Below are 23,180 nucleotides of genomic sequence, written 5' to 3'. Positions count from 1 at the left end.
GTCACGCCACGCCGAGATCGGCGAGCGGATGCGCGAACAGCTTCCACGGCGAGGTCAGGAAATGCCGCACGCGCTCGGCGCGCAGCTCGACGAGCGACACCGGCGCCCAGCGCGGCTTGCGATCCTTGTCGATGAGATGCGCGCGCACGCCTTCGCAGAAGTCGCCCTCCTCGATCGCGCGCGCCACGATGCCGAGCTCCATCCGGAACGACTCGGCCAGCGTCATCTGGCGGCCGCGCAGCAGCGCTTCGCGCGTCACGCACAGCATCGTCGGCGAATGGCCGGCGAGCGCATCGAGCGTCGCCTGCAGCCATTGACGATGCTCGCGCGACAGCTCGTCGCGCGCGAGATCCTGCTTCAGCGTCGTGACGATCCGCTCGACGGTCGAGCGCTTGTCGAAGTGCCGGACGATCCACGCCATCTGCGTGTCGAGCACCGCATGCGGCACGACATTGCACGGCGGCTCGAACACCTTGCGCAGCGCCGGCAGCACGTCGCCGTCCCACTTGACGCTCTCGATGCGCGTCTCGAACGTATCGAGCCACGACGACGGCACGCACAGGTCCGCGAGCTTCGCGCTCAGCGCGTCGGCGCCCGACAGCATCGCGCCCGTCAGCCCCACGTACAGTTCGAGCTCGACCGGCATGCGCGACAGGAAATGCGTCGCGCCGACGTCGGGCACGAGGCCGATGCGCGTCTCCGGCATCGCGATCTTGCTGCGCTCGGTCGCGACACGCAGCGCCGCGCCTTGCGCGAGCCCCATCCCGCCGCCCATCGTCACGCCGTCCATCAGCGCGACCACCGGCTTCGGGAACGTATGGATCGCATGGTCGAGCCGGTATTCGTCGACGAAGAACGGCAGCCAGGTCTCGCGCTGCGCGACCATCCGGTGCAGCGCACGCACGTCGCCCCCCGCGCAGAAGCCCTTCTCGCCCGCGCCGCGCAGCACGACCGCGACGATCTGATCGTCGGTGCGGCAACGCTCGAGCAGCGCGGCCAGCTCGCCGATCATCGGATACGACAACGCATTGAGCGCGGCCGGCCGGTTCAGCGTGATCAGCGCCACGCGGTTCACCACGCGGAACAGCACCTCCGGCGCGGATTGCGCGACGCGCTCGTGAGTCGTGACCGGCGTGCTCATCGTGGCGCCTCCCCATCGGTGTGCCATTGCGGCGCGCGCTTGCCGAGAAACGCGGCCACGCCTTCGCGCGGATCGTTCGTATCGAACAGGTCGACGAAGCGCTCGCGCTCGACCGCGAGCGCCGCACTGCGCGGCACACCGCGGCGTGCGAGGCCGATCAGCTCCTTGCTGTATGCCACCGCATGCGGGCTCTGCCGCGCGACGTTGCGCGCGAGCGCCAGCGCCGCATCGCGTGCCGCGCCACGCTCGACCACGTCCTCGACGAGGCCGATCCTGAGCGCCGTCGCCGCGTCGACGCGCGTGCCGGCCAGGATGATCTTCTTCGCCCAGCCTTCGCCGACGAGCCAGGGCAGCGTCTGCGTGCCGAGCCCGCACGGCAGCAGGCCGACCGACGGTTCGGGCAGCGCCATCTGCGCGTGCGTCTCGGCGATCCGCAGGTCGCACGCAAGCGCGCATTCGAGGCCGCCGCCCATCGCATAGCCGTTGATCGCCGCGATCGTCACGACCCGCGCGTCATGCAGCGCCTCGAACGCCGCACCGAAGCGCGCGGCCATCGCGCGGGCGACCGCGCGGTCGCCATCGGCGAACGTGTTCAGATCGGCGCCCGCGCTGAAGAACTTCGGGCCGTCGCCGGTGATCACCAGCGCGCGCACGCGCGGGTTCGCGTTCAGCTCGGCGACGGTTTCCTGCAGCTGCCGCAGCCCGTCGGCGGTAAAGGCGTTCGCGGGCGGACGCTTGAGCGTCGCGCACGCGATCGCGCCGTCGTCGACGTAGTCCAGTTCGATCATGAGGCGTCCTTCTTCGTGGCCGGTTGGTACAGGCGGATCACCGCCGAGAAATCGAGTTGCCCGTCGCCGCGGCTGCTCATCGCCTGGTACAGCTGCTGTGCGAGCGCGCCGAGATAGACAGGCTGGCGCGCCTGCTTCGCGGCGTCGTTCGCGAGGCCGAGATCCTTCAGCATCAGGTCGGTGCCGAAGCCGCCGCTGTAGCCGCGCGACGACGGCGCGGTGGCGATCACGCCCGGATACGGGTTGTAGGTGTCCGAGCTCCAGCAGCGGCCCGTCGACGTGTTGACGATGCCGGCCAGCACCTTCGGGTCGATGCCGAGCGCGACGCCGAGCGACATCGCCTCCGATACGGCCGCCATCGAGATGCCGAGCACGAGGTTGTTGCAGACCTTCGCGACCTGTCCCATCCCGGTCGCGCCGCAGTGGACGATGTTCTTGCCCATGCCGGCGAGCACGGGCTTCACGCGCTCGAAATCGGCCTCGCTGCCGCCGACCATGAAGGTCAGCGTGCCGGCCGCCGCGCCGCCGGTGCCGCCCGACACCGGCGCATCGACGAACGCGCCGCCGTGCTCGCGCACGAGCGCGCCGAACGCCTGCGCGCTCGCCGGGTCGATCGTGCTCGAATCGATCACGGTCGCGCCGGCGTCGAGGCCGGCCAGCACGCCGTTTTCACCGGCGAGCACGGAGCGCACGTGCGGCGCGGCCGGCAGCATCGTGATCACGAACGTCGCGCCCGAGGCCGCATCGCGCGGCGATGCGGCCACCTGCGCGCCGGCGTCCTGCAGCGCGCGCAATGCATCGGCGCTCAGGTCGAACGCATGCACTTCATGGCCAGCCTTCAGCAGGTTCAGCGCCATCGGCGCACCCATGTGGCCCAGTCCGATAAAACCGATCTTCATGTTCGTCTCCTGCCCGGCTCAGTGCAGCCGGATCGTCGTATTCACCGGGCCGGCCGTCGTGTCGTCGTCGAACCAGCGCGCGGTGACCGTCTTCGTCTGCGTGTAGAACTGCACGACCTGCTTGCCGTACGGGCCGAGATCGCCGAGCTTCGAGCCGCGCGAGCCGGTGAAGCTGAAGAACGGCACCGGCACCGGAATCGGGATGTTGATGCCGACCTGGCCGACGTCGATCTCGCTCTGGAACTTGCGCGCGGCCGCACCGCTCTGCGTGAAGATGCCCACGCCGTTGCCCATCGGGTTCGCGTTGACGAGCGCGATCGCTTCGTCGAGCGTGTCGACTTCCATCACGACCAGCACCGGCCCGAAGATTTCATGGGTGTAGACCGTCATCTCGGGCGTCACGCCCGAAAAGATCGTCGGCCCGATGAAGTTGCCTTCCTCGAAGCCGGCGACCTTCACGTCGCGGCCGTCGAGCTCGAGCTTCGCGCCCTCCTTGATGCCGGCGTCGATCAACGACAGGATGCGCGCCTTCGCACCGCGCGACACGACCGGCCCGACGTCCGTGCCCGCTTGCGAGCCCGCGTTGACCTTCAGCGTCTGCGCCTTCGCGACGATATCCGGCAGCCAGTCGCGCGCGCCGCCGACCAGCACCGCGACGGAGGTCGCCATGCAGCGTTGGCCCGCCGCGCCGAAGCCCGCGCCGACCAGCGCGTTGATCGCCTGCTCGCGGTTCGCGTCGGGCAGCAGGATCGCGTGGTTCTTCGCGCCCATCATCGCCTGCACGCGCTTGCCGTGCTGGCTGCCGAGGTTGTATACGTGCGTGCCGACGGCCGTCGAGCCGACGAACGAGATCGCCTTCACGAGCGGATGCGTGCAGATCGCGTCGACGACTTCCTTGCCGCCGTGCACGACGTTCAGCACGCCCTTCGGCACGCCGGCCTCGAGCGCAAGCTCGACGAGCTCCATCGTCGACATCGGGTCCTGCTCGGACGGTTTCAGCACGAACGTGTTGCCGCACACGATCGCCATCGGGAACATCCACAGCGGGATCATCGCGGGGAAGTTGAACGGCGTGATGCCCGCGCATACGCCCAGCGGCTGGCGCAGCGTGTAGGTATCGACGCCACCCGCGACGTTTTCCGCGAACTCGCCGAGCTGCAGCGTGCCGATCGAGCATGCGTGCTCGACCACTTCGAGGCCGCGGAAGATGTCGCCTTCGGCGTCGGGCAGCGTCTTGCCCTGCTCGGCCGTCAGCGTCTTCGCGATGCGCTGCAGGTTCGCACGCACGAGATCCTGGAACTTCAGCATGATGCGCATGCGCGCGGCGAGCGGCGTGTTCTTCCACGTCGCATACGCCGCGTGCGCGGCCTGCACGGCCGCGTCGACTTCCGCGACGGTCGCGAACGGCACGCGCGCAAGTACCTGCTGGGTCGCCGGGTTGACGATGTCGCGCCACTCGCTCGTGGTGGACTCGACGAAAGCGCCGTCGATCAGCAGCTTGACCGTCGGCACGTCTTGCCCCGTGCGGGGCGTCGGATTCGCGTTCATCGATGCAATCTCCTTGCGGTGGACCGCGCGGCGCTGATGCCGCGCGGCCGGTTCAATCAGGCTGCGGGCGGCCGCCGCGGGATGCGGCGCGCGCGGCCCGCGGCCAGTCATTTCAGTTCGGCGGCGAAATCTTCTTCCCAGTATTCGCCCGGCATGCGCGTCGTCGCATCGTCGCCGCGCTCGATCTCGCGGCGGCGCAGCTCGACGCGGCGGATCTTCCCCGAGATGGTCTTCGGCAACTCGGCGAACTGCAGGCGGCGGATGCGCTTGTACGGCGCGAGCTTCTCGCGCGAGAAGCGGAAGATCTCCAGCGCGAGCGCCGGGCTTTCCTCGTAGCCCTGGCGCAGCGTGATGAAGGTCTTCGGCACCGACAGCCGCACCGGGTCCGGGCTCGGCACGACGGCCGCTTCCGCGATCGCCGGATGCTCGATCAGCACGCTTTCCAGTTCGAACGGGCTCAGCCGGTAGTCGGACGACTTGAACACGTCGTCCGCGCGGCCGATGTACACGTAGTAGCCGTCGTCGCCGCGCATCGCGATGTCCGACGTGCGGTAATGGCCGTCGCGCATCGCATGGGCCGTCGCGTCGGGATTGTTCGCGTAGCCGTTCATCAGCCCGACCGGGCGCGACGCGCCGGCGCCGATCGGCAGCGCGACCTCGCCTTCGCTGACGGGCGCGCCGTCCGGGTCGAGCAGCGCGATCCGGTAGCCCGGCAGCGGCCGCCCCATCGAGCCGGCGACGACCGGCTGGCCCGGCGTGTTGCCGATCAGGCAGGTCGTCTCGGTCTGGCCGTAGCCGTCGCGAATCGTGATGCCCCACGCCTTCTTCGCGCGCTCGATGATCTCGGGATTGAGCGGTTCGCCCGCGCCGACGATCTCGCGCAGCTTCACGTCGAACGACGCGAGCGGCTGCTGCACGAGCATCCGCCACACGGTCGGCGGCGCGCACAGCGTGGTCACCCGGTATTTGACGAGCGCATCGAGCACGACCTTCGGCTCGAAGCGCGCGTAGTTGAACGCGAACACGCACGCCTGCGCATTCCACGGCGCGAAGAAGCAGCTCCACGCGTGCTTCGCCCAGCCCGGCGAGCTGATGTTCCAGTGGATGTCGCCCGGCTGCAGGCCGACCCAGTACATCGTCGACAGGTGCCCGACCGGATAGGTGCGGTGCGTATGCTCGACGAGCTTCGGCTTCGACGTCGTGCCCGACGTGAAGTACAGCAGCATCGTTTCGTTCGACTGCGTGACGGCGTCGGGGGTGAACACGTCGCTCGCCGCATAGCCGTCGTTCATCGCAAGCCAGCCGTCGCGCGGCGCGCCGGCCACGATCTTCCGCCGGAGGCCGAGATCGGCCTGTTCGAACTTCGCGGTTTCGTTCTCGTCGACGATCGCGTAGGTCGCGCCGCCGATCTGCACGCGGTCGCGCACGTCGTCGGCCGACAGCTGCGTGGTCGCCGGCAGCACGATCGCGCCGAGCTTCATCGCGGCGAGCATCGCGTCCCACAGCTCGACCCGGTTCGGCAGCATCAGCAGGATCCGGTCGCCGCGCCCGACGCCGATGCCGCGCAGCCAGTTCGCGATCCGCGACGAGCGCTCGGACATCTGCGCGAACGAATACGGGTCGCCCGTCCCGGTTGCCGCGTCGACGATCCACAGCGCGGGCTGGTCGTTGCCGCGCGCCATCGGGTCGAAGTAGTCGAGCGCCCAGTTGAACGCATCGAGCACCGGCCATTCGAAGTCGCGGTAAGCGGTTTCGTAGTCGGTGCGATGGCGCAGCAGAAAGTCGCGTGCGTCCAGGAATGCCTGTACTGTCATCGTGTCGTCTCCAGTCTCCATGCCCAGCGGTCGACCGGCGCAGGCGCTGCAGCGCCCGTCCGGTTCCCTGTTGCGCCGCGCACGGTCACGTCGTTGCGTGCCGCGTTTGCCGCGCTGCCCTCGTGCCCTGCCTGTTTACCTGCTTGTCGGTTCGCGTGGTGTTCGATGGAGCGAGCGCCGCGACTCAAAGCTGTCGCGCGATCACCATCCGCTGCACTTCGCTGGTGCCTTCGTAGATCTGCGTGATGCGTGCGTCGCGATAATGACGCTCGACTTCGTAATCGGCGAGGTAGCCGTAGCCGCCGTGGATCTGGATCGCGTCGGAACACACGCGCTCGGCCATCTCGGACGCGAACAGCTTCGCCTGCGACGCCTCCGACAGGCACGGCAGCCCGGCGGTACGCAGCTTCGCCGCGTGATGCACGAGCAGGCGCGCCGCGTTGATCTGGGTGGCCATGTCGGCGAGCTTCTGCTGGATCGCCTGGTGCTCGGCGATCGGCTTGCCGAACTGCACGCGCTCGCCCGCATAGCGGCGCGCCTTGTCGAACGCGGCCCGCGCGATGCCGAGCGCCTGCGCGGCGATGCCGATCCGGCCGCCTTCGAGGTTCGACAGCGCGATCTTCAGCCCTTCGCCACGATTGCCGAGCAGGTTTTCTTCCGGAATCGCGCAGTTCTCGAACGTGATCGGGCACGTGTCGGACGCGCGGATGCCCATCTTCTTCTCGGGTTTGCCGACGATGAAGCCCGGCGTGTCGGTCGGCACCAGGAACGCGGAAATGCCGCGCTTGCCGGCCTCCGGGTCGGTCATGGCAAAAACGATCGCGACGCCGGCGCGCTGGCCGTTGGTCACGAACTGCTTCGCGCCGTTCAGCACCCACTTGCCGTCGCGCAGTTCCGCCCGCGTGCGCAGGTTGTGCGCCTCGGAGCCGGCCTGCGGCTCGGTCAAGCAGAACGCGCCGATGATGCGGCCCGCCGCCATCTCGGCCAGCCAGCGATCCTTCTGCGCGGGCGTGCCGAAGCCGAGGATCGGCCCGCAGCCGACCGAGTTGTGCACGCTCATCATCGTCGCGCACGCGGCGTCGCCGGCGGCGATCTCCTCCATCGCCAGCGCGTAGGCGACGTAATCCGTATACGCGCCGCCCAGTTCCTGCGGCACGATCATCCCGAGCAGGCCGAGTTCGCCGAGCTGCGCGACGACGGCGTCGGGCAGGTGCGCGTCGTGGTCCCACTGCGCGGCGTTCGGGGCCAGCACCTCCGTGGCAAAAGCGCGCGCGGCGTCGCGGATCATCCGCTGGTCTTCGGTGTAAAGCTCGTCCATGGCGCTGCTGTCTCCCGCGGCCGCGTGCGGCGACCGACCTTCCGTTTCGATGCAACAAGTGTAGGCAAGCACGCGCGACTGTTCGATGCTCGCGCCGCTCATTTACACTGAGCGTTTTTGCCATACCGGCGGCTTCGATGAAGCAGGAAGACAAGGGCACCATCGCGATCAGCCTCGTCGCTTACAGCGTCGCGCTCGCCACCCGGCGCGGCGTCGCGGCCGAGCCGCTGCTCGCGCAGGCCGGCATCGCCCCCGCGCTGCTCGCTCAGCCGCGCGCGCGGGTGTCCGCGCAGCAATACGGCGCGTTGTGGAACGCGATCGCCCGCGCGCTCGACGACGAGTTTTTCGGGCAGGACCGCCACCCGATGCGCAGCGGCAGCTTCATCGCGATGAGCCAGGCCGCGCTGTCCGCGCAAGATGGACTGCACGCGATGGCGCGCGCGGTGAATTTCCTGCACTGCGTGCTCGACGACCTGCACGCGGAGCTCGACGCCAATCCGCAGCGCGTGCGGCTGCGCTTCGTGCACCGCAACAGCGCCGCGGCGCCCGCGATGTTCACGTACGCGACCTATTTCATCATCGTGTACGGGCTCACCTGCTGGCTGATCGGACGGCGCATCCCGGTGCTGCACGCGAGCTTCCGCTGCGACACGCCGCCGGCCGACCACGAATACCCGTCGATGCTGTGCGACGACATGCGGTTCAACCAGCCCGATTCGTATGTCGATTTCGATCCCGAATTCGCGACGCTGCCGGTCGTGCAGAACGCGAAGTCGCTGAAGACGTTCCTGCGCAACGCGCCGGCCAGCTTCATCGTCAAGTACCGCAACCCGAACGCGCTCGCGCAGCGCGTGCGCACGGTGCTGCGCGGGATGCCGCCCGCCGCGTGGCCCGGCGCGGGCGGGATGGCCGCGCGGCTGCACGTGGCCGAGGCGACGCTGCGCCGCAAGCTGCACCAGGAAGGCCATGCGTACCAGTCGATCAAGGACACGCTGCGGCGCGACCTCGCGTTCGAGGCGCTGGCCGATCCGTCGCGGACCATCGCCGACGTCGCGGCCGCCACCGGTTTCGCGGAACCGAGCGCGTTCTACCGCGCGTTTCGCAAATGGAGCGGGCGCAGCCCCGCCGAGTACCGGGAAGAAGCGCTCGCGCGGAGCAACGGCGCCGGCTGAGTGCGCGGCCGGCGCCCCCGCCTTCGCGCTTTGCCCCGAAACCGCCTAATCTTCAAGCATCGGGCCAATGCCCTTTTCCGCGAGCCGGACGGCGTGCGGCCGCGCGCCGCCCGGACGCCCCGATGCGCATTCATCGTCATGGGCCGCCGTCACCTGCATCGCCCGACGGCCACCCCCGTCACCCGCTGGTCGCGCGGGTCGCGCGCGCCGCGCTGTTCGCGGCGCTGCTCGTCGTATGCGCCGCGGTTGCCGCCCCGCCCCCCGCCAGCTCACCCGCCGCACCCGCCGCACCCGCCGCCGCGCCACCGGTCATCGTGATTCCGGTCAACGGCGCGATCGGGCCGGCCAGCGCCGACTTCATCGTCCGCTCGCTCGAGCGCGCGGCGCACGACCACGCGCCGCTCGCGATCCTGCAGCTCGACACGCCCGGCGGGCTCGACACGTCGATGCGGCAGATCATCAAGGCGATCCTCGGCTCGCCGGTGCCTGTGGCCGCGTTCGTCGCGCCCGGCGGCGCCCGGGCCGCGAGCGCGGGCACCTATATCGTCTACGCTAGCCACATCGCCGCGATGGCGCCCGGCACCAATCTCGGCGCGGCCTCGCCGGTTCAGTTCGGCATCGGCGGCGGCGCGCCGGGTACACCCGGTACACCGGGCGCGCCCCGGCCGTCGCCGGCCGGTACAGCGGGCGCTGGCGGGGCCTCCGGCGCCGCCTCCACGCCCGCCGAGCTGCCGAACGACACGCAGTCGACCGAGATCCGCAAGGCGACCCAGGACGCCGCCGCCTACATCCGCGGCCTCGCGCAGCTGCGCGGACGCAATGCCGCCTGGGCCGAGCGCGCGGTGCGCGAAGCCGTGAGCCTGTCGGCGAACGAGGCGCGCGCGCAGCATGTCGTCGACCTGATCGCGCAGGATCCGGCCGACCTCGCGCGCCAGCTCGACGGCCGCACCGTGACGACGAGCGCCGGCACGCTGCACCTCGCGACCGCGCATGCGCCGCTGGTCGTGCTCGCGCCCGACTGGCGCAGCCGCTTCCTGTCGATCATCGCGGATCCGAACGTCGCGCTGATCCTGCTCACGATCGGCATCTACGGGCTGTTCTTCGAATTCGCGAATCCCGGCTTCGTGCTGCCGGGCGTCGCCGGCACCATCTGCCTGCTGGTCGGGCTGTTCGCGATGCAATTGCTGCCGGTCAGCTATGCGGGCCTGGGGCTCGTGCTGCTCGGTCTCGGCTGCCTCGTCGCGGAGGCGTTCCTGCCGACTTTCGGCGTGCTCGGTTTCGGCGGGATCGTGTCGTTCACGATCGGCGCGCTGATGCTGATCGACACCGACGTGCCCGGCTACGGGATTCCGTGGCCCGTGATCGCGAGCCTGGCGCTCGGCGGCGGGCTGTTCGTCGCCGTCGTATCGAGCGTCGCGCTGCGCGCGCGGCGGCGCCCGGTCGTGACGGGCGCCGAGGCAATGCTCGGCAGCATCGGCGAAGTGCTCGACGACGGCCTGCAGCCGGATCAGCCCAATAGCGCCGGCGGCCTCGCGCCGTCGGCCGCCGGCTGGGCGCGCGTGCACGGCGAGCGCTGGCGGGTGGCGAGCAGCGTGCCGCTCGCCGCCGGCAGCCGCGTGCGCGTGACCGGCCGCCAGGGGCTGACGCTGACCGTCACGCCGCTCTATGACGTGCCCGGGCAGGCACAACCCCAAGGAGAACCTTCATGATCGGTTACACGTTCGGCTTCAGCAGCGTCCTGATCGTCTTCGTCGTGGTGCTCGTCGCGTCGTCGATCCGCATCTTCCGCGAGTACGAGCGTGGCGTCGTGTTCATGCTCGGCCGGTTCTGGAAAGTAAAGGGGCCGGGGCTCGTGCTGATCATCCCGATCGTCCAGCAGGTCGTGCGGATCGACCTGCGCACGGTCGTGTTCGACGTGCCGCCGCAGGATGTGATCACGCGCGACAACGTGTCGGTGAAGGTCAATGCGGTCGTGTATTTCCGCGTCGTCGATCCGGAGAAGGCGGTGATCCAGGTCGCGCACTTCTTCGACGCGACCAGCCAGCTCTCGCAGACGACGCTGCGTTCGGTGCTCGGCAAGCACGAACTCGACGCACTGCTCGCCGAGCGCGAGCAACTGAACGCCGACATCCAGAAGACGCTCGACGCGCAGACCGATGCGTGGGGGATCAAGGTATCGACGGTCGAGATCAAGCACGTCGACCTGAACGAGACGATGGTGCGCGCGATCGCGCGGCAGGCCGAGGCCGAGCGCGAGCGGCGCGCGAAGGTGATTCATGCGGAAGGCGAACTGCAGGCGTCGGAGAAGCTGCTGCAGGCCGCGCAGCGGCTCGCGCTGCAGCCGCAGGCGATGCAGCTGCGCTACCTGCAGACGCTGACGACGATCGCGGCCGACAAGAACTCGACGATCGTGTTTCCGCTGCCGATCGATCTGCTGGGGACGTTGCTGGAGCGGTTGGGGGTGAAGCGGGAGCCTTGAGATACGCCTGTGCCGGCTCGCACGAGGCCGCGGCCGATGCAGGATGGACGCCGGGCCGCGGCGGCCCGGCGCCCGGCCCGCGTCAGGCCAGCAGCTTGCGCTCGGTCTTGCCGTACTTGATCGACTTCTCGTCCGGGATCATCAGGCCCGTGTGCTCGTCGCGGCCCTGCAGCAGGAAGCGCGCGTCCGGGTTGCCGATCTGTTCGGCCGCGAGCGTGCTGTCCGCGCCGATCTCGCCCTTCTTCATCCGGTTGACGATCACGCCGGCCGCGGTGTCCTTGAAATCGCGCAGCATCCACGCGTCGCCGTCGCTGTCGCCGAACACCAGCAGCGGGCCGTAACCCTTCTTCGACGCGAGGACGTTGCGGATGCCCACCGTCTTGCCGGGCCCCCAGTTGAAATGCCAGCCGGCCGGATAGGTGCTCGTGTACCTGCCGTCCTGCATGTCGAGACGCAGGCCGATCACGTTCTCGGGCGCCACGCCGTAGCCATAGTTCGGATTGCCGGCGAACACGCGCACGACGTCGTCGAGCGACGCGGTGCTCACGTACACGTCGATGCCGTTCGCACGCAGCGTATGCATCACCGCGCGGATTTCCTCGTGAATGCGGATGCCGTGGAAATGGGTATCGGCCACCACGCCGGCCTTGCCCGGCAGCGCCTTCGGGCTTTCGTAGCGAACCTTGCGCAGCGCGTCGCCGATACCGTAGTTGTTCGACGCTTCCGCCATCGCCTGCAGCTCGGCGGTCGTCATGTTCTTGTAGAAGTAGATGATCCACTTGTAGCCGACTTCGAGCGGATGCGTGTCGCAGATCGCGTCGTACATGAAGTACAGCTTCGCGCGAAAATCCTTGAACTGGTCGGTCTCGCGAACCTCGTCGAGGCTCTTGTCGCCGCCGAAGCCCTTGTAGTTCGCATGGAGCCAGCGGTAGTCGGACTCGACGTCGGCGGCGAGGTCCTCCATCGTCACCGGCTTGCCGTCGACGGTCGTGTAGTCCTTCATGAACGCGCCCTTCGGCACGTCCTTCCACATCACGCCGACGAACTCGTCCGGCGTCAGCTTGTACTGCAGATGGTTGATCTGGTACATCAGCAACGCCTCTTCGCAGTCGTTCATGATGCACGTGTTGTCCCAGTCGAACACCGCATACGGGCGGCGCTTTCCATCGTAGCGCGCGCTCGCGACGCCATGCTGGTCGAGCACCGCCTGCAGGCGCGCGGCGTTGAACGGCGACCAGCGGCCCGGGTCCAGCGGGTCCGGCGCGATTACGCTCTTCGCGCCGGCGATGCCGGCCTTGAGCATGAGCGGCGTCGCAGCGGTCGCCGCGGCAAGGGTGTTCATGAACCGGCGGCGTTGCATGGTCTCTCTCTCCGTTGAAATGCCGAATCGGCTTCGGTCGCTGCCCCGCGCGACGCGCGGCACACCGGCCCCGCGAAGCCGCAAAGGCTTCGAACGGGGACGGATGATGTGACGAAATTATTTCGGCAATTTGACAGCGTCGCGCCGCGACACGACGGAGAGTTGATCCGGCGCGACATGCCGGGCCCGCGCGGGAACCTCGCGTGGTGCTCCCGGCCGGCTCCCCCGCTCGGGACGCGTGCGCAGCAGCGGGCCGGCCGGCCCGACCGCCGGAAACCTAGAGCTTCTCCTCCATTTCGGCTCTTCATTAGGAAAAGCCCTCATCTCGGGGGGCTGGCACACGACATCGAACCGGTTATGATCGTTACATCAATCAATGGCACATTAAATGCTGACTGAATAATTCGCCCAAGATCACCGGCGGATGCGTTCCGGATCAGCGCCCCAGCCTTGCACAGGACTCGCGTCGCGCCGAGACGCAAACGCGGGCCGACACATGGAGACGCATCATGACCGCTCACAATCCGCTGCCGGAAGTCCACCTCGACGAGCTGCCGCAATTCCGCGCGGTCCAGCAGCTTGCCTACCGCTGCGTCGAGACCGTCGGCGCGATGCTCTATCCCGGCATCACCGAGAAGGAAGCCGCACGCCTGCTGACCGAATGGCTGCAGGACCACGGCGTGCACGACTGGCTGCACAAGCCGTTCGCGTGGTTCGGCGAGCGCACCGCGTTCGAGGGCTTCTCCGGCCTCAAGCACATGGGCGGCTTCAACCTCGCGTTCTTCCCGAGCCACCGCCAGCTCGAGACCGACATGCCCGTGATCCTCGACGTCGCGCCCGTGCTCGACGGGGTCGTCGCGGACGTCGGCTACGCGCACTGCCTCGGCCGCAACCCGATCCTCGAACAGCTGCAGGACGACCTGATGGACCATCGCGACATGATCGTGCGGCTCGTGAAGGCGCGCCGCCCGATGGCCGAGGTCGCGCAGGCGGTCGACGCGCTGTGCCGCCGCCAGGGCGTCGAGCCGCGCCACAAGGCCTATCCGTTCAAGGTGCTCGCGCATCGCGTCGCGAAGATCCACAAGCCGTCGAAACCGCGCTTCGTCGCGCGCTTCGGGCTGAACGCGACGCGCAACCTGCTGCTCGACCAGGGCCGCGCGGCGAAGCAGCAGGGCTGGTCGCCGCTGTGGTCGATCGACCGCCGCTCCGAACACGCGCCCGTGCCGGGCCTGTGGGCCGTCGAGCCGCATCTCGGCTTCGCCGGCGTCGGCGCGAAATTCGAGGAACTGCTGGTGATCACCGACGACGACGCGTATTGGCTCGACGACGACCTGCCGCACGTGCGCCGCTGGCAGCGCCGCCAGGCCGAACGCGCGCAGGCCGTCGCGGCCGTGCCGGCCGCTGCGTGACGCATCCGAGTCGCGCCTTCCTCCCGAATTCCCTAAGCCCCGATTCCCTGAACGACGGACTCACGATGCAGCCTCTTTCCGACGAAGCACCGCTGGCCCTGTTCGAATTGCTTCACAACGAGACGGCCGTCGCCTCCGGCGACCTGACGCTCGCGGTCAGGACCTGGGGCGACCCGGCCCGCTCGCCGGTCGTGCTCGTGCACGGCTACCCCGACGACAGCAGCGTCTGGCAGCAGGTCGCGCCGCTGCTCGCACGCAAGCACTACGTGATCGCCTACGACGTGCGCGGCGCGGGCCTGTCCGGCGTGCCGAAGCGCACGGCCGACTACCACCTCGCGAAGCTGACCGACGACTTCATCGCGGTGATCGACACGCTCTGCCCCGGCCGCGCGGTGCACCTGATCGCGCACGACTGGGGCTCGATCCAGGGCTGGGAATTCGTCACGGATCCGCGGCTCGCCGGCCGCATAGCGTCATACACGTCGTGCTCGGGGCCGTGCCTCGACCACGTCGGCTTCTGGCTGCGCGAACGCGTGCTGCGGCCGACGCCCGCATCGTTGGCCAAGCTCGGCGGCCAGCTCGTGCGCTCGTGGTACGTGACCTTGTTCCACCTGCCGTTCATCCCCGAGCTGAGCTGGCGGCTGTGGCTCGGCCGCGCATGGCCGGGCCTGCTGCGCCGGCTCGAGAAGACGCCGGCCGCCCCGCGCGCGACGCAGGCCGACGACGGCGCGCGCGGCGTGCGCCTCTATCGCGCGAACTTCATCCGCTGCCTGTTCGCACCGCGCGAGCGCTACGCGCACGCTCCCGTGCAGACGATCGTGCCGCTCGGCGACAAGTACGTGAGCCCGGCGCTGTCGGAGAACCTGTCGCGCTGGGTGCCGCAGTACTACCGCCGCGAAGTCGCGGCCGGCCACTGGCTGCCGCTCGCCGATCCCGCGCGCTTCGCGGGCCTCGCCGAGCAGCTGATCGACGCGGTCGAATCGGGCGAAGAGCCGCCCGCGCTCGCGAACGCGCGCCGGCGCGCCACCAGCGGCCGCTTCAGCGGCAAGGTCGTGGTCGTCACCGGCGCGGGCAGCGGCATCGGCCGCTGCGCGGCGCTCGCGTTCGCCCGCGAAGGCGCGACCGTCGTCGCGTGCGATATCGAGCTCGCGAGCGCCGAGCGCACCGCGCTGCTGCTCGGGCTGACCGGCGCGCAGGCACACGCGAAATGCGTGGACGTCGGGTCCGCCGACGAGATGGAGGCACTCGCAACGTGGGTCGGCAGCGAACTCGGCGGCGCGGACGTCGTGATCAACAACGCGGGCATCGGCATGGCCGGCGGCATTCTGGACACGACCGCCCACCACTGGGAGCGCATCCTGCACGTGAACCTGTGGGGCGTGATCCACGGCTCGCGACTGTTCGCCCAGCAGATGGCCGCGCGCGGCACCGGCGGCCACATCGTCAACACCGCGTCGGCCGCCGCGTTCGGGCCGTCGCGCGACCTGCCCGCATACGCGACGACGAAAGCCGCCGTGCTGATGCTCAGCGAATGCATGCGTGCGGAACTCGCGGAGAAAGGCATCGGCGTGACAGCCGTGTGCCCGGGCTTCGCGGAAACCGGAATCATGGCGTCGACGCAATACGCAGGCGCCAACCCTCAGGACGAGGCACGGCTGCGCAAACGCGCGACGAAGCTGTACCAGATGCGCGGCCTGAAACCCGAGACCGTCGCACAGGCGATGGTCGACGGCGTGCTGCGCAACCGGCCGGTCGTGGCGGTGGGCGCCGAGGCGCATGCGCTGCGCGTCGTCGGTCGCTTCATGCCGTGGCTCGGCCGGATGCTCGCCCGCATCGGCATGGCATCGCATTGACGGCACGCCACCGCACAGGAACGGAGACACAGATGACCGCTACCGCCGACTATCACCAGATCAAGGCCCGGCACGTGAAGTTCGACTTCAGCGACACGCCGATCACGTGGGTGCCGAACGACCCGTGCAGCACGCACATCATCAACACGCTGAACCTGCTGTTCCCGGAAGGCGAGCTGTGGTTCTGCCGCGTGTACAACAAGGCGCTGCCGCACATCACCGATGCACGCCTGCGCGACGAAGCCGAAGGCTTCCTGCGCCAGGAAGCCGTGCATTCGCGCTCGCACGGCGGCGTGCTCAAGCATTACTACGACCGGCACGGGATCGACACGAAGCCGTTCACGCAGAAGCTGAACTGGCTGTTCACGCGCGTGCTCGGCGAAGCGCCGTTCGGGCTGAAGATCGGCCACACGCGCTTCTGGCTGCGGCAACAACTCGCGGTGATCGCGTCGCTCGAACATTTCTTCGGCTATCTCGGCAACTGGGTGCTCAACGCGCACGGGCTCGATGAAGGCGGCGCCGACCCGACGATGGTCGACCTGCTGCGCTGGCACGGCGCGGAGGAAGTCGAGCACCGGACCGTCGCGTTCGACATTTACAACCACGTGGGCGGCAACTACCCGGAGCGCTGCGTGCACATGGCGTTCGTGATCGTGCTGCTGCTCTACTTCATCACGAGCGGCGCAAGGTTCATGTACCGGCGCGACCCGGCCGCCGGCCGCTATCCGGGTTTCGTGCTCTCGTGGTGGAAGGGTTCGCGACGCGGCCACCTGCCGTCGTTCTGGAAAGTGATCGGCGCGGCGCTACGCTATTTCAAGCCGGGCTATACGCCGCACCATGAAGGCTCGACCGCGCAGGCGCTCGCGTATCTGGCCCGCTCGCCCGCCGCGCAGGCAGCCGCGCACGGCGGCAACTGGGGCACGACGAAGGGCGCGTGAACGGCTGCCCGAGCGAGGTCGGCTGCGGCTTTGTAACGGCCTCGGCGGGCGGCGCCCGCCGAAGTGCGTACAATCGCGGCTTCATTTCCCGGAGGTGCCGCGATGGCCATGAAGAAAACCGATCTAGAAAAGAACAAGGCGCTCAAGCTGACGCAAGCGATGAAGCAGTCGAACGCCGCGCGCTTCGGCAAGGGCGCCGAGGAAGCGCCGAAGCTCGATCGCCGCGCGCAGCGCAAGCTCGACCAGGAACAGGGCCTCGTGCCGTTCGCGTGCAAGCTCAACGCCGATCTCGTCGAACAGCTGAAGGCGCGCGCCGCCACGCACCCGGACGGGATGACGGGCCTGCTGTCCGAACTGCTCGTGAACGGCCTCGCCCAGCGCGACGCGTGATCGCCACGCCGCTCGAAAATAGTCGTTGACAACGCAGGACGACATCGACAAACTCGTTCGCATGCCTACGTTCAAGCTCATCGCCATCGCGAATCATTGCCCGGTGAACATTCGAAAGAATGGATCACGGGAGGCGCTTGTGCGTTAGCATCCGAGCAGTACCGCATGTCACACAAGGCCTCACCGGAAACGGATGAGGCCTTTTTGTTCTGGTGCGCGTCATCCGTCCGGCTCAACGAAATGGAGCAGACGATGGACCAGGCAAGCCCGTTGTTCGACCGTCCCGATACGCGCCGCATCGGCGCGATCACGTTACCGACCGTCGTGATCCGCTTCGCGGTTGCGCCGCGCACGACCCTGACCTGGCGCGCGCCGAGCGATGCGGAAATTCGTGCGCACGGCGCGCCGCTGTGGATCACGCGGCCGCCGAGCGTCGACGATTACTGGGTGCAACCCGGCGACGTGCTGCGCATCGCGCGCGGCGATCGCATCTGGCTCGGCACCGATGACGACCGGGCAGCCGAAGCGTCGATCACGACGGCGTACGTGCGGCGCGGCGAACGGCTCAGACGCACGCTCGCGCAAGTGCAACGTTTGCTCGTCGGACGATGGAGAAGAAGGGATTGACGATGCGCGCTCATGCGCGCAACGAGGCACCGGAGCGCGCCGAATCACCGCATCCGGAAACGGACGCACCGGCGGCGCAATGCGTCGCCGGTGCGCATCGAATGACGCGGCACGCCCATGCGTGCCGCGCGCGATCGCGCACCGTGCGCAACCCTCACCTGCATCGTATGCATCAGGTTCAGGTGCTGGCGGCGAGACGCGGGCCCGTGCTACGGGGAGTGGAATCAAGATCGGGGCGTTGCGCGGCATGCGAGGTCACCCACGGGTCGATGCCTTGTTTTTGCACCTCCTCGAGAAATGACACGCGTGTACGCCAGTAATCCGCTTGTAATTTCGCATCGATGACGCGCTGTTCGGCTGAGAACAGTTCCATGCGCGCCGTCACGAGCATCGACGCAGCGGTTTTTTCCGGCGTGGGGGCGTGCCGCATCGCCCAACGGCTGATCCAGTTCAACATGCTGACCTCCGTAATTACGGACGAACCCGCATCGGGCAATCGCAATCGGTCGCGCCTGCCCGAATGCGCAGCGACCGTCACCACACTTCACCGCCTGGCCTGCACGGACTGCGACTCCCCCGCGTCGGCAACAACCGACCGGCGTGTGCGCGCGGTGTATCTATCCTAGAAAGACTTGCCGGTTTACGCGATGACCTCTTGCAATCTTTTACACAGAAACCACAGTCGCTCCCGCATCGAGAAATGACAGTTGCGGACGGGACGGCTTCGGAGCAGGATAGCCCGATATCTGCCACCGCCCGGACCGACGAACGGCCGCCGCGCACCCCGCGCCTGCCCTGCGCGCGCGTTCGCGCATGCGTTACGCCGGCCCCGCGTTCGTCCAGCATGCGGGCGCGCCATTGCAGTCGCATGTCATCGTGCGGCGGCCGCGCGCCGCGCGTCCCTCATGCCGTTGCGCCCGCATCGGCCGACACGGCCCCCCGCCGTCGAATCGTTTCCATCGTTTCCGCCTGCCCGCTTCGTCCAAACCGGTAAAATGCGCGCCTTCCTCGCGCGGCCGGCCTGTCCGACCGTTCGCGCGAACGCAGTCGATCGTGCCCCGCAACTATATCGTCCGAGCTATCCGCGCTATTACAATCCGCCGATAGCGCGGCAATAGTGGCTGGTTACAGTACGCCGGCCGCGCGCTGCCGTTACAACAATTCGGCACAAACAACAAGCAACACGACAACCCGACCGGAGAAACGCCTACATGGAATCCATCAAGCGGTATTTCGGCTTCGCTGAAGCCGGCACCGATTTCCGCACCGAAATACTCGCGGGCGTCACCACGTTCCTGACGATGGCCTACATCATCTTCGTCAACCCCGCGATCCTCGGCGACGCGGGCATGCCGAAGGAATCGGTGTTCGTCGCGACCTGCCTCGTCGCGGCGCTGGCGTCGCTCATCATGGGGCTGTACGCAAACTACCCGATCGCCTGCGCGCCGGGCATGGGCCTGAACGCGTATTTCGCGTACACGGTCGTCAAGGGGATGGGTTTCACGTGGCAGGCCGCGCTCGGCGCGGTGTTCATCTCCGGCTGCCTGTTCCTGCTCGTCACGCTGTTCCGCGTGCGCGAGGCGATCGTCAACGGCATTCCGAAATCGTTGCGCATCTCGATCACCGCCGGCATCGGCCTGTTCCTCGGCATCATCTCGCTGAAGACCTCCGGCGTGATCGTCGGCAACCCGGCCACGCTCGTCACGCTCGGCGACCTGCACAAGCACGACACGATCCTCGCGATCATCGGCTTCTTCACGATCGTCACGCTCGACCATCTGCGCGTGCGCGGTGCGATCCTGATCGGCATCATCGGCGTGACGATCCTGTCGTTCTTCTTCGGCGACAACCAGTTCCACGGCGTGTTCTCCGCGCCGCCGTCGATCGACGCGACGCTGTTCAAGCTCGACATCGGCGCCGCCTTGTCGACCGGCATCATCAACGTGATCCTCGTGTTCTTCCTCGTCGAGCTGTTCGACGCGACCGGCACGCTGATGGGCGTCGCGAACCGCGCGGGGCTGCTCGTCGAAGGCAAGATGAACCGCCTGAACAAGGCGCTGCTCGCCGACAGCACCGCGATCGTCGCGGGCTCGGTGCTCGGCACGTCGTCGACCACCGCGTATATCGAAAGCGCGTCGGGCGTGCAGGCCGGCGGCCGCACGGGCGTGACGGCGATCACCGTCGCGGTGCTGTTCCTCGCGTGCCTGTTCATCGCGCCGCTCGCCGGCGTCGTGCCGGCCTACGCGACCGCGCCCGCGCTGCTGTACGTGTCGTGCCTGATGCTGCGCGAGATGGTCGACGTGCCGTGGGACGACGCGACCGAAGCCGTGCCGGCCGCGCTCACCGCGCTGCTGATGCCGTTCACGTACTCGATCGCGAACGGCGTCGCGTTCGGCTTCATCTCGTATGGCGGCCTGAAGCTGCTGACGGGCCAGGGCCGCACGGTCAAGCCGGTCGTGTGGATCATCGCGGCCGTGTTCCTGTTCCGCTTCTTCTATCTCGGCAGCGAGTGACACACGCGCATCGGTGCGATGCGCGATGCAACTACGCCACCTTCGGGTGGCGTTTTTGTTGGGGTACGCGCATCACGCGTCCGCCTGCCGCAGTACCCAGTGCGCGAAGGTCTGCAGCGGACCGTCGCCCAGTTCCAGCGCTTCGGGCAACACGAGACAGAAGCGCTTCACCACGCCTCGACCGTCGGGCCAGGGCGCCGCGAGCGATCCTTGCGCGATCTCGGCGTCGACATAGAGCCGTGGCACCAGCGCGACGCCGAGCCCGGCCAAGGCCGCCGCGATCAGCATCGAATACAGATCGTAGCGCGCGCCGGCGGCCGGATTGTTCACCGGCAACCCCGTCTCCTGCACGTACGCCGACCATGCATCCGGCGTCTGGCGCTTGTGCAGGCGCGGCAGCGTGCCCAGCAACGCATCCGGATCCCCGCCCGCGAGCAGCGACGGATGGCAGACCGGCACCAGCACCTCCTCGCACAACCGGTACGTATGCATGCCGGCCCATGCCGGATGCTCGAAATGAATCGCCGCGTCGAATCCGCTGCCGGCCAGCACGAACGGCTCGGCGCGATCGGCGAAATGCACGGTGATGTTCGGATGCCGCGTCTGGAAATCCTTGAGCCGTGGAATCAGCCAGCGCGTCGCAAACGTCGGCGTCACGGCGATATCCACGCTGCCGCCGTCGCCGGGCTGCCCCATCATGTACTGGCTGTCGCGCTCGAGCCGATCCAGCACTTCGCGAACCTGCGCCGCGTAGCGCGCGCCGTTCGGCGCAACCCGAACGCGGTTGCCGACCCGCTCGAACAGCGACACGCCCAGGAACATCTCCAGCCGGCCGATCTGCCGGCTGATCGCGCCTTCGGTCAGCGCCAACTCGTCGGCCGCACGCGCGAAGCTCCCATGCCGCGCCGCGGCCTCGAATGCCATCAATGACGAATTGCTCGGAATCCTGCGTCGCGTCACGATTGCTCCCGGTTCGACCTGCGTCGGTCACAGCTTGATCAAATATCAATGAACGGTGACGAATCATCGTTTTTCGCCCATTCATCGGCTAATTATCATGACAAAAACTCAACCAGTCGAGCGGTGCCCCACCCCGAAGGCCGCTTGCTACCCGTGGAGGTGTGATGATCTATGCCGTTGAATGCAGCATCGCCGAGCCGGCAGTCGAAGCCGAGTGGAACGACTTCTACAGCCGCGTCAAACTGCCGGCGCTGATTTCCGTGCCCGGCTTTCGCACGTCGCAACGCTTTCGTGCCGTCGGTGGCGACGGCCCCGACTACCTTGCGCTGCACACGATCGACGGCGCCGACGTGCTGACATCGGCCGAGTACCGCGACAACGGCGGCGGCAATTTCGCGCGCTGGCAGTCGCACATCGTCGAATGGCGCCGCAACGTGTACGACAGCTGCACACCGGCGCCAGCCGTCTCCGGCAATCAATGGCTGGCCGTTTGCGACAACGCTGCGCCGTTCGCACAAGCGGGAATCGCTGCCACGGCCCTGCATGCGATCGCGCTGGACCGCCTGCCGGCCGCTCGCTGGCTGGCCGTGCTGGATCAGGATCAGGCGCGGCTCGCGGCCGGCGCCGCGATCCGGCTTTATGCGCCGATGGGCGACCGGCTCGTCAGCGCGCCGGCGTCGGCAACTGCACACTGACGGGAGGCCCGCCATGCCCAACGTCACGATTTTCATTCCCGAGGTGAACATGCCGGCGTACGCGGCGCTCGACGCACTGTCGTCGGCCTGCGAGACGCTCTGCACCGACGTGCTGAGAGCCGCACCCGGCGCGATTCACGTCGCCTATGTGCCGATCCGGCACGGCCGCGGACATCCGGTCAGCGCAGAGATTCGCTTTCGCATCGCATCGCATCGTTTCGCACCACTGAATTGATGGATCGGTTCATGACCGAACTGGATCGCGAGATTCTCCGCCACACCGGATGCGTCGCACGCATCCGCTGCTTCGGCTACGACACCGCCCACCTTCACGCGCGACATTGACCCATGAGCACACCCATTCCCCGCCCTCCGTTTCCGCGTCGTCAGGTCGGCGATTTCTCGGTCACCGCGATCAGCGACGGCACGCTGACGGCCGGCCTCGACCTGCTGTCGAACATCGACGTGGACGATGCGACCGGCATCATGCATCGCGCCGGCGTACACGCGCCGTCGGACGTCAACATCAACTGCTACGTGATACGCGGAAACGGCCGCACCGTGCTCGTCGATACCGGTGCCGGCGGCATCCGGAACTGGGGCGGCCGTTTGCGTGCGTCGCTGGCGCACGCCGGTATCGATGCACGCGACATCGACACGATCCTGCTGACGCACGCGCATCCCGACCACATCGGCGGTCTGCTCGACGCGGACGGACAGCCGGCCTTTGCGCAAGCGGCGGTGCTCGTTCATGAACGGGAACGCGCGTTCTGGCTGGACGACAACGCGTACGAGCGGGCAAGTGAACGCGCACGCGTCAATTTCCAGATCGCACGGCGGACCTTCGACGCTTACCAGGCGCAACTTCGTACCATCGAGGCAGGCGACGTACTGCCCGGCATCGTCGCCGTGCCGCTACCGGGGCACACGCCGGGCCACACCGGCTATCGCGTTGAATCGCACGGCGAGCGCCTGCTGATCTGGGGCGATCTCGTGCATTTCGCGCCGATCCAGGTCGCCCGCCCCGACGTGTCGATCGCGTTCGACCAGGACCCGTCGCAGGCATCCGCGACGCGCTCGGCCACGCTCGCCGAAGTCGCTTCGGACAACGTGTTGATTGCGGGCATGCACCTCGCCGACACGGGCTTCGCACGCATCGCGCGCGCGAATGGCGCAACCGACGGCGCGTATGCGCTCATCGGGGCGGATTGACGGAAACGGAACGCAGGCACGCCATCGCGCCGCACGATGTTCGAATCGTGCCGCGCATCATCCC

Annotated in this window: 21 protein-coding genes; 12 read left to right on the top strand and 9 right to left on the bottom strand. The window is 68.1% G+C overall.

What is annotated here, in order from left to right; genetic code table 11:
* Window position 1: 1 nt before the first annotated feature.
* The 6 genes from ACVK00_RS08270 to ACVK00_RS08245 form a co-directional block, all read right to left on the bottom strand.
* Window positions 2–1,141, bottom strand: coding sequence for an enoyl-CoA hydratase/isomerase family protein (locus tag ACVK00_RS08270; RefSeq protein WP_284895497.1), 1,140 nt, complete (start codon window positions 1,139–1,141; stop codon window positions 2–4).
* Window positions 1,138–1,929: an enoyl-CoA hydratase gene (locus tag ACVK00_RS08265; RefSeq protein WP_284895498.1), complete on the bottom strand. Its 792-nt coding sequence runs from the start codon at window positions 1,927–1,929 to the stop codon at window positions 1,138–1,140. The genes ACVK00_RS08270 and ACVK00_RS08265 overlap by 4 nt, the downstream gene beginning before the upstream one ends.
* Entirely contained in the window at window positions 1,926–2,828 is a 903-nt protein-coding gene (gene mmsB, locus ACVK00_RS08260; RefSeq protein WP_284895500.1) for a 3-hydroxyisobutyrate dehydrogenase, read from the bottom strand. Before mmsB ends, ACVK00_RS08265 begins: the two co-directional genes overlap by 4 nt.
* Window positions 2,829–2,846: 18 nt before the next feature.
* Window positions 2,847–4,376: a CoA-acylating methylmalonate-semialdehyde dehydrogenase gene (locus tag ACVK00_RS08255; RefSeq protein ID WP_284895502.1), complete on the bottom strand. Its 1,530-nt coding sequence runs from the start codon at window positions 4,374–4,376 to the stop codon at window positions 2,847–2,849.
* Between the two features lie 107 nt (window positions 4,377–4,483).
* Window positions 4,484–6,190, bottom strand: a complete 1,707-nt coding sequence (locus ACVK00_RS08250) for an AMP-binding protein (RefSeq protein ID WP_354123265.1) — start codon at window positions 6,188–6,190, stop codon at window positions 4,484–4,486.
* Window positions 6,191–6,374: 184 nt separating this feature from the next.
* Window positions 6,375–7,508 (bottom strand): acyl-CoA dehydrogenase family protein, encoded by a 1,134-nt coding sequence (locus ACVK00_RS08245; protein ID WP_059527243.1) that lies wholly within the window; start codon window positions 7,506–7,508, stop codon window positions 6,375–6,377.
* Window positions 7,509–7,645: 137 nt separating this feature from the next.
* Between ACVK00_RS08245 and ACVK00_RS08240 the strand changes: the two genes are divergently transcribed.
* The 3 genes from ACVK00_RS08240 (at window position 7,646) to ACVK00_RS08230 (ending at window position 11,159) form a co-directional block, all read left to right on the top strand.
* Window positions 7,646–8,680: an AraC family transcriptional regulator gene (locus ACVK00_RS08240; RefSeq protein ID WP_284895509.1), complete on the top strand. Its 1,035-nt coding sequence runs from the start codon at window positions 7,646–7,648 to the stop codon at window positions 8,678–8,680.
* A gap of 122 nt (window positions 8,681–8,802) precedes the next feature.
* Window positions 8,803–10,389, top strand: a complete 1,587-nt coding sequence (locus ACVK00_RS08235) for an NfeD family protein (protein WP_354123264.1) — start codon at window positions 8,803–8,805, stop codon at window positions 10,387–10,389.
* The gene (locus ACVK00_RS08230; protein WP_105831756.1) at window positions 10,386–11,159 is read left to right on the top strand and encodes a slipin family protein; all 774 of its coding nucleotides are present in this window, start codon (window positions 10,386–10,388) and stop codon (window positions 11,157–11,159) included. The genes ACVK00_RS08235 and ACVK00_RS08230 overlap by 4 nt, the downstream gene beginning before the upstream one ends.
* A gap of 82 nt (window positions 11,160–11,241) precedes the next feature.
* Here ACVK00_RS08230 and ACVK00_RS08225 read toward each other — a convergent pair whose 3' ends face one another.
* On the bottom strand, window positions 11,242–12,519 hold the full coding sequence (locus ACVK00_RS08225) for an HAD family hydrolase (protein WP_228908227.1): 1,278 nt from the start codon (window positions 12,517–12,519) through the stop codon (window positions 11,242–11,244).
* Between the two features lie 509 nt (window positions 12,520–13,028).
* Between ACVK00_RS08225 and ACVK00_RS08220 the strand changes: the two genes are divergently transcribed.
* The 5 genes from ACVK00_RS08220 (at window position 13,029) to ACVK00_RS08200 (ending at window position 17,736) form a co-directional block, all read left to right on the top strand.
* Window positions 13,029–13,928, top strand: coding sequence for a M24 family metallopeptidase (locus ACVK00_RS08220; protein WP_166721770.1), 900 nt, complete (start codon window positions 13,029–13,031; stop codon window positions 13,926–13,928).
* Window positions 13,929–13,993: 65 nt separating this feature from the next.
* Window positions 13,994–15,781: an SDR family oxidoreductase gene (locus ACVK00_RS08215; protein WP_284895515.1), complete on the top strand. Its 1,788-nt coding sequence runs from the start codon at window positions 13,994–13,996 to the stop codon at window positions 15,779–15,781.
* A gap of 32 nt (window positions 15,782–15,813) precedes the next feature.
* The gene (locus ACVK00_RS08210) at window positions 15,814–16,719 is read left to right on the top strand and encodes a metal-dependent hydrolase (protein WP_284895517.1); all 906 of its coding nucleotides are present in this window, start codon (window positions 15,814–15,816) and stop codon (window positions 16,717–16,719) included.
* Between the two features lie 102 nt (window positions 16,720–16,821).
* The gene (locus ACVK00_RS08205; protein WP_006757696.1) at window positions 16,822–17,109 is read left to right on the top strand and encodes a hypothetical protein; all 288 of its coding nucleotides are present in this window, start codon (window positions 16,822–16,824) and stop codon (window positions 17,107–17,109) included.
* A 252-nt stretch (window positions 17,110–17,361) separates the two neighbouring features.
* Complete coding sequence (locus ACVK00_RS08200) at window positions 17,362–17,736, top strand: DUF2917 domain-containing protein (protein ID WP_284895519.1); 375 nt, start codon at window positions 17,362–17,364, stop codon at window positions 17,734–17,736.
* Between the two features lie 178 nt (window positions 17,737–17,914).
* Here the strand turns inward: ACVK00_RS08200 and ACVK00_RS08195 are convergent, their stop codons facing one another.
* Window positions 17,915–18,193: a hypothetical protein gene (locus ACVK00_RS08195; protein ID WP_166721774.1), complete on the bottom strand. Its 279-nt coding sequence runs from the start codon at window positions 18,191–18,193 to the stop codon at window positions 17,915–17,917.
* Window positions 18,194–18,947: 754 nt separating this feature from the next.
* Between ACVK00_RS08195 and ACVK00_RS08190 the strand changes: the two genes are divergently transcribed.
* Window positions 18,948–20,249, top strand: coding sequence for an NCS2 family permease (locus ACVK00_RS08190; protein ID WP_006757699.1), 1,302 nt, complete (start codon window positions 18,948–18,950; stop codon window positions 20,247–20,249).
* Between the two features lie 72 nt (window positions 20,250–20,321).
* On the opposite strand, the gene ACVK00_RS08185 is transcribed toward ACVK00_RS08190, so the two are convergent.
* On the bottom strand, window positions 20,322–21,173 hold the full coding sequence (locus tag ACVK00_RS08185) for a LysR substrate-binding domain-containing protein (RefSeq protein WP_284895861.1): 852 nt from the start codon (window positions 21,171–21,173) through the stop codon (window positions 20,322–20,324).
* A 200-nt stretch (window positions 21,174–21,373) separates the two neighbouring features.
* On the opposite strand from ACVK00_RS08185, the gene ACVK00_RS08180 reads away from it, so the two are divergent.
* The 3 genes from ACVK00_RS08180 to ACVK00_RS08170 all read left to right on the top strand — a co-directional run bounded on the left by ACVK00_RS08180 (window position 21,374) and on the right by ACVK00_RS08170 (window position 23,116).
* Window positions 21,374–21,904: a sugar ABC transporter gene (locus ACVK00_RS08180; protein ID WP_284895521.1), complete on the top strand. Its 531-nt coding sequence runs from the start codon at window positions 21,374–21,376 to the stop codon at window positions 21,902–21,904.
* 13 nt (window positions 21,905–21,917) lie between these two features.
* Window positions 21,918–22,139, top strand: coding sequence for a hypothetical protein (locus ACVK00_RS08175; protein ID WP_435521270.1), 222 nt, complete (start codon window positions 21,918–21,920; stop codon window positions 22,137–22,139).
* A gap of 113 nt (window positions 22,140–22,252) precedes the next feature.
* The gene (locus ACVK00_RS08170) at window positions 22,253–23,116 is read left to right on the top strand and encodes an MBL fold metallo-hydrolase (RefSeq protein WP_284895523.1); all 864 of its coding nucleotides are present in this window, start codon (window positions 22,253–22,255) and stop codon (window positions 23,114–23,116) included.
* The last annotated feature ends 64 nt before the right edge of the window (window positions 23,117–23,180 follow it).

The sequence above is a fragment of the Burkholderia sp. PvR073 genome (assembly GCF_054055695.1).
The sequence above is the reverse complement of the archived record's forward strand: the minus strand, read 5'-3'. Positions and strand labels throughout refer to the sequence as shown.